The sequence below is a fragment of the Streptomyces sp. NPDC043853 genome (assembly GCF_056436025.1).
Map to the genome: position 1 here is coordinate 91,983 of NZ_JBWKDJ010000011.1, position 13,050 is coordinate 105,032.

The window sequence follows — 13,050 nt, forward strand, 5'->3', positions numbered from 1 at the left end:
GGGTGTCAGCCGATGCGGGTCAGGGCCTCGGCGGCGGCACGCCTGAGTTCTTCGTCCCGCACGGCGTCGCCTCCGTAGCGGCGCTCGGAGTCGACCACGGCGCGGAGGACGGGTACGGCTGCCGCGGCCGGCCGGCCGATGCGGCCGAGTACCTCGACGGCTCGGAGGGTTACGGGTGGCAGCCGGTGTCCGGTGAGCCCGCGCAGTTCCGGCAGCAGGACGCCCGTGGCCGTGGCCGCGTCACCGGTGATCCTCCACCACGCCTCGGCGGCACCGACCCGGGTCCACTCTCCGGGACTGGTGAGCAGGGGGCGCACGGCATCGGCGCAGGGCGCGGCGAGCGGGCCGAGGTCGGCGAGGTGGCGCAGGACCGGGCTGCCGGGGCCCTGCCGGGCCGCCGTACCGATCACGTGCAGCGCCAGGCCGGCGTCGCCGGTGACCCGCCAGTGGGCCCAGGCGGCGGTCTGCCGCCCGTGCCAGCGGGGCTCCTGGCACCCGAAGCCGCTGCCGTGGCGCGGGGGCCGCAGTTCGCCCCGGCCGAGCCGGGCCAGCAGGTCGGCCGCTGTCCTCGCCGCGGGGCCGATGCTCCCGAGGGCCTCGGCCGCCTGGCGGGCCCGCGGGGTCTCGAGCAGCGCGATCAGCTCGGGGGTCGTGGGGGCGGCGGCCGGTCCCCACCGGGTGAGGGCGGCCAGCACCGCGTCGACGCCGCGGGCGTCGGAGCCGGAGGCCAGGCGCTCGCGGAAGGCCGGAAGGAGGTGTGGGGCCCATCGCTCCGGCGGAAGTGCCGGCTCGAGGAACCCATGGCCGACGCACGCGTCGTACCAGGTCAGGGCACGCTCGTCGGCCACGGCCACCAAGGCCGTCACGGCAGCGGAGTTGCCCGCCGGCAAAGGGGCCGGACCGGACCGTTCGAGGTGGCGGACCAGCCGGTCCGCGTAGGGGGCCACGCCCGAGCCGGCGCGGGCGAGGACCTCCAGCGCCGCTCCGGCGACCCTGCTCTGGTCATCGAGTCCGGCGAGGACCTCCTGCCACCACCCCTCCGCCGGGCGGCGCCAGTGCCGGAGCTGCGTGCCCGCCGCCCGTACGGCCTGCTCGCGCACCTCCGGGTCGGTGTGGCCGGACAGTTCGGCGACGAGCTCGGCGACCGCCGAGGGGTCGTCCGCGAGCCCGGTGGCGAACTCCTGCACGATGAGCCGGCGGTGGGGCCACCACGGCTCGAAGGGGAGACCGCCCATGCCCAGCTCGGCGACCGAGCGGCCGGCCACGCGGCCCAGTCGTCTCGGTGCATCCGTCGTGTCGTCCGTTGCGGCATGCGGCAGTGCCGCGAGCGCCGCGGCCAGCCGGACGCACGGGTCGGGGTGTGCCTGCCACTCCCCGAGCCACCGCGCGGCCGCAGCGCCGTCCTCGCCCGGCCACAGCGCTCCCACCGCGAACAGGTGGGAGCACAGGGTCCTCGGGTCCGGCTCCGCGGCGGCCTGTCGCCTCAGCGGCTCCATCACCTCCGGGTCGTCGCAGGGCAGCCGGCCGAGCAGCCATGCCGCGTGGCCCCGGACCGCCGGCGCCGGGTCGGCGAGCAGGGGCAGCACCCTTCGGCGGTTGGCCGTGAACACGGCGAGACCGGCCTGCCGGGGCACCGGTGGCTGGTTGCCGATGAGTCGGGCACGGCCTGCCAGGAAGCCGAGGACCAGGACCCGGCACCGTCGGTCGAGTTCGGGGAGCAGCTCGAACAGGCGGGCCACCGTCGAGGTGAAGAGCGGGTGGTCGAACGCGGACCACCCGATCCGCTCCTCGAGGCGGGCCCAGGACTCGCGTTGCCGTCCGACCGTCGTCAGGTCGCGCAGCAACGCCTCGATCTCGCCCTGGTCGTCCATGAGCGGGAGCCTACGCGTCCGGTCGGGCCGGCCGTCAGGGGGACAGCCTGCGGCAGAGCAGGGCGTCCGGGGTGCCCTGGCTGCCGACACGGGTGGTGAAGGCGATGCCCGCCGCGTACTCGTCCGTGCCGCACTGGCCCTTGTGGCGGCCGTACGCGAACTCCCCGCCGGGGTCCCCGGCCGGCCGGTTGTCGCCGCGGTCGAACCACACCGTGCGCCCGGCGGTGCCCAGGGCCGTTCGGGCCGGTGCGCACAGGGCCGACGATGTCCGGGCGCCGCGGACGGCGTAGCCGATGAGGAAGGCGCCCTGCGGGCACTGGAGTTTGGTGTACCCGCCGGCCCAGTCGCCGCCGGGCGGCACGTGCCGCTCGTCGCGTACGACCGTCTGCTCGTGCCCCGCGGCCCGCAGGTCGCCGGTGCCGGCGTCGCCGCACAGGCCGCGGCCGCCGGTGTGCGAGAGCCCGGTCAGCCGCAGGCCGTCGGGGCAGGCCGCCTTGCGGGCGCCGGAGTCCCAGTCGCCGGTGGCGCGGACGCGGAGGGACTGGACGAAGTCCCGGTGGTCGGTGGTCAGCTGTTGCCACAGCGGCGTCCGCGGCACGGCGCCGGTGCGTCCGCCGGCGGCCGTCAGGCGGTCCCACACCGGGGTGCGCCAGTCCCCCGGGTCGAGGAGGCCGGAACGGGTGCCGTCCGGGGCGTAGCGGAGCATGGCCCAGCTGTCGTGTCCCGCCCAGCCCACCAACGGCCAGTACGCGAAGTCCGCGTCGGCGCCGATCAGTTCCTCGGCCATGTTCGTGAACCAGGCGCGCGGCTTGGGGTTCTGCTCGTCCGCGCCGATGCCGAACTCGCTCACCCACACCGGGGCCGTGAAGTGCCGGCCGGTCTCCGCGGACACGAAGAAGGCCTGGTCCTTCAGGACCTGGTGGAGCTCGGTGCGGGACAGGTCCTGGTAGCGGGGGTCGCTGGTCTCGCCGAGGCCGGTGGCGCCGCTGTGGTGCGGGCCGGTGTAGCCGTAGAAGTGCGCCGAGTAGACCAGTTTGTTCGAGACCACGAGGGTGTGGGAGAGGGTGCGGGCGGGGGTGAGCGCGGGGCGGCCGTGGGCGAAGCCGTCCACCGGGATGCCGGTCCAGTTGATGCCCTCGACGACGACCAGCAGGTCGGGGTTGGCCTCGGTGAGGATGCGGTCGGCGGCCTCCTGCGCCGCGGCGTGCCAGTCGTGGGCGTCGCCCATGCCCCAGTTGGGGTCGTCCCACACGTCCCGGCGGACCTCGTTGTAGAGGTCGGCGCCCGCCACTTTGGGCTCCGCGCGGTAGCGGCGGGCCATGAACACCCAGTCGTCCGCCCACTGGCGGGTGGACTGGGAGCTGTTCCAGCGTTCGTTGCCGTCGACGCCGCAGCACCAGCGGGTGGTGTTGGTGTGGTTGTTGAGGATCACGGCGAAGCCCTCGGAGGCCAGCGCGGCGACCACGGAATCGAACACCTGGAGCGGGGTCTTCCCGCGCAGCTGCGGGTTGGCGGCCACCGCGGAGTCCGGTACGGGTGCGGTGGCGCGGATCATCTCGTTGGAGAAGGGCAGCCGGATGCTGTTCAGGCCCAGGCGGTGGAAGTCGGCGAGCAGGGCGGGCAGCGGGACCCGGTCCAGGCCGAGCGGGATGCCGTGGGAGTCCTGGCCGGCGTGGTGGGATGCGGGGTCGGAGATGTCTCCGGATCCCGACCAGGAGCCCTGGGCGCCGTCCCAGTTGGCCGCCGCCAGCCGGAAGCGGTTGCCGTCGGCGTCCACGACGTACCGGCCGCGGGTGGACAGCGGCGGGCGCCACGCCGGGGCCGCGGCCACGGTCGCGGCCGTCACCGGGGCGGGCGCCGGTGGTGGCACCGCCCCGGCGGCACCGGGCGTCACCGAGGGGGCCGCCGGGCCGGCCGGGGGTGCGGCGGGCGGGGCCGCCGCCACCGTCCCCGTCACCGCGAGCCACAGGGCCGTGCCCGTCCCCAGCACTCGCAGGAACCGTCGCCGGTCTGCCACGTCCGCCCACCCCTTCGTCGCCGGATGTCTGTTCGACGGCCGTAAATTACTGGCCGGTTGCGTCAGGCGCCACCCCTGTGGGAAACCCTCGTCCGCCCGGTCGGCGGAGCACCGCGCGCCGGATCCGCGGCGGGCGCGCACAGTGGGAACTCCCGCAGGGCGGTCCGACCGCTGCCCCGCATACGGAGCGGCAGGCACCACGCGACGAGGGATCGCCGGACCGGCGGCCCGGAACGGAAGAACCGCGATGACCTCTGACGCAGCCATGCAGCTCGGCATGGTCGGACTCGGCCGGATGGGCGCCAATCTGGTGCGCCGGCTCATGCGGGACGGCCACCGCTGTGTCGTCAACGACGTCAGCCCGGACGCCGTGCGGGCACTGGAGCAGGACGGCGCCACGCCCGCCTTCTCCCTGGAGGAGCTGGTCGAGCGGCTCGAACGGCCACGGGCCGTGTGGCTGATGGTGCCGGCCGGAGTGGTCCAGGAGACGCTGGACCGGCTCGTCGGCCTCCTCGACCCCGAGGACATCGTCATCGACGGCGGCAACTCGTACTACCGGGACGACATCAGCCGGGCCGAGAGCCTCGCCGAGCGGGGCATCCACTACGTCGACTGCGGCACCTCGGGCGGCGTCTGGGGCCTCGAACGCGGCTACTGCCTGATGATCGGCGGTGAGCAGGGCCCCGTCGAACGGCTCGGCCCGCTCTTCCGCACCATCGCACCGGGCACCGGCAGCGCCGAGCCCACCCCCGGCCGCACCCAGGCCGGCGGCACCGCCCCGCAGGGCTACCTCCACTGCGGCCCGAACGGCGCCGGCCACTTCGTGAAGATGGTCCACAACGGGGTGGAGTACGGGATGATGGCCGCCATCGCGGAGGGCCTCTCCATCATCCGGCACGCCGACGCCGGCCTGCAGAAGCGGACCGCCGACGCCGAAACCGCCCCGCTCTCCGATCCGGAGGCCTACCGGTACGAGATCGACGTGGCCGAGGTCGCCGAGGTGTGGCGCCGCGGATCGGTGGTCGGATCGTGGCTGGTCGACCTCACCGCCGACGCCCTCGCCCGCTCCCCGCGGCTGGAGGACTTCACCGGCCGGGTGTCGGACTCCGGCGAAGGGCGCTGGACCGTGCTGGCGGCCATCGAGGAGAGCGTGCCCGCCCCCGTCATCAGTGCCGCCCTGTGGCAGCGCTACGAGTCCCGCGACCTGGGCGCGTTCACCGCCAAGGTGCTGTCCGCGATGCGCAGCGAGTTCGGCGGCCATGCCGAGAAGCGTGCGGGCGCCGGCTCCTGACGGGCCCGAGCGGCACGACCGGTAGCCCGCCGACCCGCCCAGCAGCCCGCCCACCGACCGGCCCACCAGTCCGCCCACCGGCCGCCACCGCCCGACAGCAAAGGACCTCCGCCATGGCCGAGTCCGCGCACTCCCGTCCGCCGCGCCCCGCCGACCATGTCATCGTGCTGTTCGGTGCGACGGGCGACCTGGCCCGGCGCAAGCTGCTGCCGGGGCTGTTCCACCTCGCCAAGGCGGGGCTGATGCCCCACCGCTACAGGGTCGTCGGCTCTGCCCCGGCGGCCGTGGCCCTGGACGACGGGGCGTTCCGGGCGCACGCGCGGCAGGCCGTGACGGAGTTCGGCAGCTCGAAGCCCGAGGGCCCGGCCTGGCAGGAGTTCGAGTCGGCCCTGTCCTTCGGCGCGGCCGACGAGGGCGCGACGGAACCCCTGGTGAAGGCCGTTCGGACGGCCGAGCAGGAGGTCGGCGGTACGCCGCGGCGGCTGTTCCACCTCGCCGTGCCGCCGGTGGCGTTCACCTCCGTGATCGGGATGCTCGGGAGCACGGGGCTGGCGGAGGACGCCCGGGTGATCGTCGAGAAGCCGTTCGGCACCGATCTCGCCTCGGCACGGGCCCTCAACGCGGCCATCCACGCCGTTTTCGACGAGTCCCGGGTGTTCCGCATCGACCACTTCCTGGGCAAGGAGGCGGTGGACAACATCCTCGCGCTGCGGTTCGCCAACGGGCTGTTCGAACCCATCTGGAACCGCGAGCACATCAGCCACGTGCAGATCGACGTACCGGAACACATCGACATCCAGGGCCGCGCCCACTTCTTCGAGGGCACCGGCACCTTCCGCGACATGGTGGTCACCCACCTGTTCCAGCTCCTGGGGTTCGTCGCGATGGAGCCTCCGGTGGCCCTGGAGGCCCGGTCGCTCCGGGACGAGCAGGTCAAGGTCTTCCGCAGCATGCGCCCGCTGGACCCGGCGCACGTGGTCCGCGGCCAGTACACCGGCTACCGCGCCGAGCCCGGGGTCGATCCGGCCTCCGACACCGAGACCTTCGTCGCCCTGCGCGTCGGCATCGACAACTGGCGCTGGGCGGGAGTGCCCTTCCAGCTGCGCACCGGCAAGGCGCTGGCCGAGGGCCGGCACGTGGTCACCCTCGGTCTGCGCAAGCCCGCGCTGAGCATGTTCCCGCTCGACGCGCGGGCGGCGGGCGGCGGGCGCGGCGACGCACTCGTCATCGACTTCGCCGACCCCGGCTCGCTCACCACCCGGATCCTGGTCAAGGAACCCGGCCCGGTGATGCGGCTGGCGGAGGCCGAGATGGTGTTCGGCTACGGCACCTCCTTCGCCGCCGCCAACTCCCTGGAGGGGTACGAGCACCTCATCCTGGAGGCGATGCTCGGCGACCAGTCCCTCTTCACCCGGTCCGACGGCATCGAACGGCTGTGGGAGGTCGCCGCCCCGCTGCTGGAGGCGCCCCCGCCCGTACGGCCCTACGAGAAGGGCAGCTGGGGACCCGAAGGCATCAAGGCGGTCACCGCGCCCCACCGGTGGCACCTCCCCGACGGGCACTGACCGGCGCCCGGTCCGGGACGCTGCGGGCACCGGCCGGGGGCGGGGCGCTGCTCCGAACGCCACACCGGGTCAGCCGCACGGGGGACCCTGCTCCCGCCGGTGCCGCCGCAGGTCGCGGGAGCCGCCGCCCCCTCCTAGCCTCGACGGCATGCTGGGACTCCCCGACCACGTCACCACCTGCCTGTTCGACCTCGACGGCGTGCTCACCAAGACCGCGAAGGTCCACGCGGCCGCCTGGAAGCAGATGTTCGACGACTACCTGCGCCGGCGCGCCGCCGACGAGGGCAGTGTCTTCGTACCCTTCGACGCCGTGCACGACTACGACGAGTACGTGGACGGCCGCCCCCGCGAGGACGGCGTACGCACCTTCCTCGCCGCCCGCGGGATCACCCTGCCCGAGGGCAAGGCCGAGGACGGCCCCGCGGAGGAGACGGTGCACGGGCTGGGCACCCGCAAGAACGACCTCGTCCTGCGCATGATCCGCGAGCAGGGGGTGGAGGCGTACGAGGGCTCGGTGGCGTACCTCCGGGCCGTCCGCGACGCGGGACTCCACCGCGCCGTCGTCTCCGCCAGCGCCAACTGCCGCGACGTGCTGGTCGCGGCCGCCATCGAGGACCTCTTCGAGCAGCGCGTCGACGGTGTCACCGTCACCGAGCAGCACCTGCGCGGCAAGCCCGCCCCCGACAGCTACCTGGCCGCCGCGAAGCTGTTCGGCGTGGAGCCGAGGAACGCCGCCGTGTTCGAGGACGCCCTGGCGGGCGTCGCCGCGGGCCGGGCCGGTGACTTCGGCTTCGTCGTCGGCGTGGACCGCACCGGTCAGGCAGCCGAACTCCGCGACCACGGGGCCGACATCGTGGTCACCGACCTCTCCGAGCTCCTGGACCGCGGATGATCACGCACACCTGTTTCGCCACCGAGCCCTGGCAGCTCCGGGAGACCAGCCTCGACCTGGACGTGCTCGCCCAGAGCGAGTCCGTGTTCGCCCTGTCCAACGGCCACCTCGGATGGCGCGGCAACCTGGACGAGGGCGAGCCGCACGGCCTGCCCGGCGCCTATCTGGCCGGCGTGCACGAGACGCACCCCCTGCCCTACGCCGAGGCCGGCTACGGCTATCCGGAGTCCGGGCAGACCACGATCAACGTCACCGACGGGAAGATCGTGCGGCTGCTCGTCGACGACCACCCCTTCGACCTGCGCTACGGCGAACTCCTCGCGCACGAACGCGTCCTGGACTTCCGTACCGGAGTACTGACCCGGACGGCGGAGTGGTGCACGCCGTCCGGGCGCCGGGTACGGCTGACCACCCGGCGGCTGGTGTCCCTCACGCAGCGCGCCGTAGCCGCGATCTCGTACACCGTCGAGGCGGTCGACGGGCCGGCGACCGTCGCCGTGCAGTCCGAGCTGGTCGCCAACGAACAGCTGCCCGGCCTCTCCGCGGACCCCCGGGTGTCGGCCGTCATCGACTCCCCGCTCCTCCCCGAGGAGGACCACGCGCGCGACACCCGGCTGCGGCTGATCCACTGCACCCGCGAGAGCCGGCAGCGGGTCGCGGTGGCCGCCGACCACCTCGTGGACGGGCCCGAGGGCACCACGTACGCGGCGGAGAGCGAGCCCGACGTCGCCCGGCTGACGGTCACCGCGGATCTGGCTCCGGGGCAGCGGCTGAGCCTGGTCAAGTTCGTCGCCCACGGCTGGTCGGCGCAGCGGTCCCTGCCCGCGCTCCGCGACCAGGTGGAGGGCGCGCTCGCGGCGGCCCGGAGCACCGGCTGGGAGGGGCTGCTGGCTGAGCAGCGCGGCTGTCTCGACGAGTTCTGGTCCAGTGCCGACGTCGAGGTGGAGGGGGACGCGGAGGTCCAGCAGGCCGTGCGGTTCGCCCTCTTCCACCTCTTCCAGGCCGCCGCGCGGGCCGAGCAGCGCGCCATCGCCGCCAAGGGCCTGACCGGCACCGGGTACGACGGGCACGCCTTCTGGGACACCGAGTGCTTCGTGCTGCCGGTCCTCACCCACACCGCGCCTCTCACCGTCGCCCCCGCCCTGCGGTGGCGGCACGCGACGCTGCCCAGCGCGCTGGAGCGGGCCCGGCAGCTCGGCCTGCAGGGGGCGGCGTTCCCCTGGCGCACCATCAGCGGCGCCGAGTGCTCCGCCTACTGGCCCGCCGGCACGGTCGCCTTCCACGTCAACGCCGACATCGCCGGGTCCGTCGCCCGGTACGTGGCCCTCACCGATGACGAGGACTTCGCCCGCGGCCCCGGCCTGGAGCTGCTGGTGCACACGGCGCGGCTCTGGCGGTCCCTCGGCCACTTCGACGCCGAAGGCGCCTTCCACATCGACGGGGTGACCGGGCCGGACGAGTACAGCGCCATCGCGCGGGACAACCTCTACACCAACGCCATGGCCCGGCTGAACCTGCTGGCCGCGGCCGACGCGGTGGGGCGCCACCCCGACCGGGCGCAGGACCTGGACGTGGGTGCCGAGGAGGCGGCGGACTGGCGGAACACCGCCGCCCGGGTCGCGATCCCGTACAACGACCGGCTGGAGGTGCACGAGCAGGCCGCGGGGTTCGCCGACCAGGAGCCGTGGGACTTCGACGGCACCGCCGAGGACCAGTACCCGCTGCTGCTGCACTTCCCGTACTTCGACCTCTACCGCAAGCAGGTCGTCAAGCAGGCCGACCTGGTCCTCGCCATGATCGCCTGCCCGGACGACTTCACCGCCGACGAGAAGGCCCGCAACTTCGCCTACTACGAGCCGCTGACCGTGCGGGACTCCTCCCTCTCCGCCTGCTGCCAGGCGGTCCTCGCCGCCGAGACCGGCCATCTGCGCCTCGCCTGGGCCTACACCCGCGAGGCGGCCCTGATGGATCTGGACGACCTCGAACACAACACCCGCGACGGCCTCCACCTGGCTTCGCTGGCCGGTACCTGGATCGCCCTGGTGCAGGGGCTGGGCGGGCTGCGCCGGCCCCATCCCCTGACCTCCCCCCAGAGCGGGGGCACCGAGGCGCCGCTGCGGTTCGCCCCGCGCCTGCCGCCCTCCCTGACCCGGCTGGCCTTCACCGTCCGCATGCGGGGCCGCAGGCTGCACGTGGACATCGGGCAGGACTCGGCGCGCTACACCCTGCTCTCCGGTGAGCCCCTCACGGTGGTGCACCACGGCACCGCGGCCGTGGTGGGCGCGGACGCGGCGGCCGAACTTCCGGTCCCGGCGGCGGACGAGGCCCCCGAACCCCGCCAGCCCAAGGGGCGTGCCCCCCGGGCCTGAAGGGGCGGCGGCCGCAGGACGGACGGGCACGGCGGGCGGGCAGGCGGGCGGGAACGGTGGGCGAAGGGAGGTACGGGATGGACGGGATCAGAGGTCGGCTGGACCGGCTGAAGGGCCGGACGGCCGCGCTGCGCGAACGCCGCGCCCTGGAGCAGGCGCGCCAGGAGGCCGAGGAGAAGGCCGAGCGCGCCCGGCAGGCGGAGGCCCGGCGGGCCCGTCCCCGGCCCTCCGACCCGGCCCGGACGGTGCCGTGGGGCGTACGGGTCGCGGCCGAGGCGGGGTGGCGGTTCGTGGTGATCGCCGCCGCCGTGTGGATCGTGATGCAGGTGATCGGTTCCGTCCGGCTGGTCGCGCTCGTCCTCGTCGCCGCGCTGCTGGTCACCGCGCTGCTCCAGCCGACGGTCGCCCGGCTGCACCGCGGCGGGCTGTCGCGGGGACTGGCCACCGCGGTCACGGCGCTCTGCGGGTTCATCGCGCTCGGCCTGGCCGGCTGGTTCGTCGTATGGCAGGTGCTCGACAACCTGGGCAGTCTGTCCAGCCGCCTCCAGGAAGGCATCCAGGAACTGAAACGGTGGCTCCTGAACAGCCCCTTCCACGTGACCGAGGAGCAGATCAACGACATCGCGGGAAAGCTGAGCGACGCGATCGGCACGCGGACCGACCAGCTCGCCTCCACCGGCCTCCAGGGCGTGACCATCCTGGTGGAGGTGATCACCGGTCTGCTGCTGACGATGTTCTGCACGCTCTTCCTGCTGTACGACGGGAAGCGCATCTGGCAGTGGACGCTCCGGCTCGTCCCGGCGGCCGCCCGGCCGGGGTTGGCCGGCGCGGGACCCCCGGCCTGGCGCACGCTCACCGCGTACATCCGCGGGACGATGATCGTGGCGCTGATCGACGCCGTGTTCATCGGTGTGGGCATCTACTTCCTCGGGGTGCCCCTCGCCGTGCCCATCGGCGTGGTGATCTTCCTGGCCTCGTTCGTGCCCCTGGTCGGTGCCGTCGCCTCGGGTGCGCTGGCGGTGATCGTCGCGCTGGTCACCCAGGGCGTGTTCACCGCCCTGATGACCCTGCTGGTGGTGCTGCTCGTGCAGCAGATCGAGGGCCATGTCCTCCAGCCGTTCATCCTGGGGCGGGCCGTACGGGTCCACCCCCTGGCGGTGGTACTGGCCGTGACCACCGGGGGGCTGGTCGCCGGGATCGGCGGGGCGGTGGTCGCGGTCCCGCTCGTCGCCGTCGCCAACACGGTGGTCGGGCACCTCCGCGCCCATGCGGGCGACGAGGAGCCGGAGTCCTGATCAGGGGTGGGAGCCTCCGGGGGTGTGGCCCGGGGACGGGGACGAGCCGTGCGGCGGTGAAGTGCCGTGCTGCGGGGACGTGCCGTGCTGCGGGGCGGACTCGATGGTGCCGCCCAGGCGGGTGCGGAGCGGGGTGAGGGCGTCGGGGGTCGCCGCCGTGACGACCCAGCGGGGGCCGACGAGGTAGGTGCCCCCGTAGTCACGGGCCTCCGTCAGCCAGGCGTCGCGGCCCTCGTCGGTGGCGAACGTGGCCATGCGGTACGCGCCCGGGCCCGACCCGCACGCCCCCTCGCGCACCTCCTCCGCGTCGACGGTGGTCTCGGGGGTGCAGCCGAGTGCGGTGGCGATCTCCTGGAGGGAGGCGGGACGGACGGCCGGGGCCCGGGCCGGGGCGGAATCCTGCGGGGCGGCCGCGCCCCCGTCGGCGCAGCCGCCGCACAGCAGCAGCAGGGGCAGGACGATGCGGACGGCGGGGCGGCGGGAGGTCGGGGGCACGGCTGCCTCACAGGGGGCGGGGGACGTCGGGGAGGATCGGGGAAGGGCCGGGCGAGGAGGTGCCGGGCTCCGTCAGGCGGCCTTCTTGCCGGTGTCGGTGACGGCGAACCACAGGTTCTGCGCCTTGTGGCCGTTGGTCTGCCCGGGTTCGGTGTCGCCGGTGAAGGTGTAGACCGGCCAGCAGTCGATGGTCAGCTGTTCGGTGCCGTCCGGCCGCTTCACCTTTCCGACGAGCTCGGGACGGATTCCGGAGGTCTTCGTCTCGTCCACGGGTGCGGCGGGCTGCCACGTCTCCGCACAGGCGCCGACACAGGCGATTTTCATCGGCCAGGCGCTGTCCTTGGCGAATCGGTAGAGCGTCCGCCACTGGCCGTCCACGAGAATCTTCCCCAGCTTTTCGTTCGATGCCACGGAGAGTTCCTTTCCTTCGTTCGCCCCGGTATCCGCGGGCTTTCCGCCCATGTCCATTCCGGAATGGCCGGACCCACCCGGCTTCTGTTTTTCGCCGGCTGCCTTCTTGCCGTCCGGCGCGAGGGCGTGCCAGGTTCCTCCGACGCCCTCGCCCTTCGCCTCGCCCGGCGCGGTGTCCTTGGCGTAGCGGTACACCGGCCAGCCCCCGAGCGTGAGCTGCTTGGTGCCGTCCGCCCGGGTGACCGAACCGAGGAGGCCGGCCTCGATACCGGAGGTGGCGGCCGCGCCGTCGGCGGGCACCGGCGGCCAGGCCGCGGCGCAGTCCCCCTCGCAGTTGGACTTCGGGGGCTTGGCCGTGTCCTTGTCGAAGCGGTAGAGGCTGGCGCCCTCGCTGTCGGTCACCACGGTGCCGATGCCGGCGATCTCCCGTACCGCGAGCCGGCCGGCCGGTCCGTCCTTCTCCGCGGACTGCGCCGCCCCGCCGTACGGATCGCTCGCGTCGCCGGTGTCCGTTCCGGAGCCGCCCGAGCCGTAGCCCGAGCCCGAACCCGAGCCGTAGCCCGAGCCCGAGCCGTAGGCGTCCTGCTGGGCCTTTCCGGCGGCTGCCGGCTGTACGAGGTTCGCGCTGCGGGTGTTGTTCTCGCCGTTGCTTCCGCAGCCGACGGCCAGGGACAGGACGACGGCCACCGATCCGGCAGCCGCCAGGCGGCTCATCTTCTTCACGGTTACTCCTTCGAGTCGGTTCCGGAGGGGCTTGCCGAGATATTCATAAACCCTGCGAAGTCCCCGGAATTGAAACGGGCGGGAATTTATCAAATTCCGCCAACGCGTGAACTGCGGTGGC

The 13,050-nt window shown here is 73.9% G+C and carries 9 protein-coding genes; 5 read left to right on the top strand and 4 right to left on the bottom strand.

Annotated elements, in window-relative coordinates:
- Positions 1–5 precede the first annotated feature (5 nt).
- Positions 6–1,871, bottom strand: a complete 1,866-nt coding sequence (locus AC067U_RS26380; RefSeq protein ID WP_478832251.1) for a hypothetical protein — start codon at positions 1,869–1,871, stop codon at positions 6–8.
- Positions 1,872–1,905: 34 nt separating this feature from the next.
- Positions 1,906–3,816 (bottom strand): glycoside hydrolase family 5 protein, encoded by a 1,911-nt coding sequence (locus AC067U_RS26385; protein WP_478832409.1) that lies wholly within the window; start codon positions 3,814–3,816, stop codon positions 1,906–1,908.
- A 319-nt stretch (positions 3,817–4,135) separates the two neighbouring features.
- Between AC067U_RS26385 and gnd the strand changes: the two genes are divergently transcribed.
- From gnd to AC067U_RS26410, 5 genes are all read left to right on the top strand, one after another.
- Complete coding sequence (gene gnd, locus AC067U_RS26390; RefSeq protein WP_478832252.1) at positions 4,136–5,179, top strand: phosphogluconate dehydrogenase (NAD(+)-dependent, decarboxylating); 1,044 nt, start codon at positions 4,136–4,138, stop codon at positions 5,177–5,179.
- A gap of 113 nt (positions 5,180–5,292) precedes the next feature.
- Positions 5,293–6,744 (top strand): glucose-6-phosphate dehydrogenase, encoded by a 1,452-nt coding sequence (gene zwf / locus AC067U_RS26395; RefSeq protein WP_478832253.1) that lies wholly within the window; start codon positions 5,293–5,295, stop codon positions 6,742–6,744.
- A gap of 148 nt (positions 6,745–6,892) precedes the next feature.
- Positions 6,893–7,636: a beta-phosphoglucomutase family hydrolase gene (locus tag AC067U_RS26400; protein ID WP_478832254.1), complete on the top strand. Its 744-nt coding sequence runs from the start codon at positions 6,893–6,895 to the stop codon at positions 7,634–7,636.
- Complete coding sequence (locus AC067U_RS26405) at positions 7,633–10,005, top strand: glycoside hydrolase family 65 protein (RefSeq protein ID WP_478832255.1); 2,373 nt, start codon at positions 7,633–7,635, stop codon at positions 10,003–10,005. Before AC067U_RS26400 ends, AC067U_RS26405 begins: the two co-directional genes overlap by 4 nt.
- A gap of 77 nt (positions 10,006–10,082) precedes the next feature.
- Positions 10,083–11,300 carry an AI-2E family transporter gene (locus AC067U_RS26410; RefSeq protein WP_478832256.1) on the top strand — a complete coding sequence of 406 codons (1,218 nt, stop codon included), beginning with the start codon at positions 10,083–10,085 and terminating at the stop codon, positions 11,298–11,300.
- Here the strand turns inward: AC067U_RS26410 and AC067U_RS26415 are convergent, their stop codons facing one another.
- Positions 11,301–11,795, bottom strand: coding sequence for a hypothetical protein (locus AC067U_RS26415; protein WP_478832257.1), 495 nt, complete (start codon positions 11,793–11,795; stop codon positions 11,301–11,303).
- 72 nt (positions 11,796–11,867) lie between these two features.
- Positions 11,868–12,920 carry an SCO0930 family lipoprotein gene (locus AC067U_RS26420; RefSeq protein ID WP_478832410.1) on the bottom strand — a complete coding sequence of 351 codons (1,053 nt, stop codon included), beginning with the start codon at positions 12,918–12,920 and terminating at the stop codon, positions 11,868–11,870.
- Positions 12,921–13,050: the final 130 nt, after the last annotated feature.

Coding starts and splice junctions, on each gene's coding strand:
- AC067U_RS26380 (WP_478832251.1), bottom strand. CDS start 1,871: ATGGACGACCAGGGCGAGATCGAGGCGTTGCTGCGCGACCTGACGACG.
- gnd (WP_478832252.1), top strand. CDS start 4,136: ATGACCTCTGACGCAGCCATGCAGCTCGGCATGGTCGGACTCGGCCGG.
- zwf (WP_478832253.1), top strand. CDS start 5,293: ATGGCCGAGTCCGCGCACTCCCGTCCGCCGCGCCCCGCCGACCATGTC.
- AC067U_RS26400 (WP_478832254.1), top strand. CDS start 6,893: ATGCTGGGACTCCCCGACCACGTCACCACCTGCCTGTTCGACCTCGAC.
- AC067U_RS26405 (WP_478832255.1), top strand. CDS start 7,633: ATGATCACGCACACCTGTTTCGCCACCGAGCCCTGGCAGCTCCGGGAG.
- AC067U_RS26410 (WP_478832256.1), top strand. CDS start 10,083: ATGGACGGGATCAGAGGTCGGCTGGACCGGCTGAAGGGCCGGACGGCC.
- AC067U_RS26420 (WP_478832410.1), bottom strand. CDS start 12,920: ATGAGCCGCCTGGCGGCTGCCGGATCGGTGGCCGTCGTCCTGTCCCTG.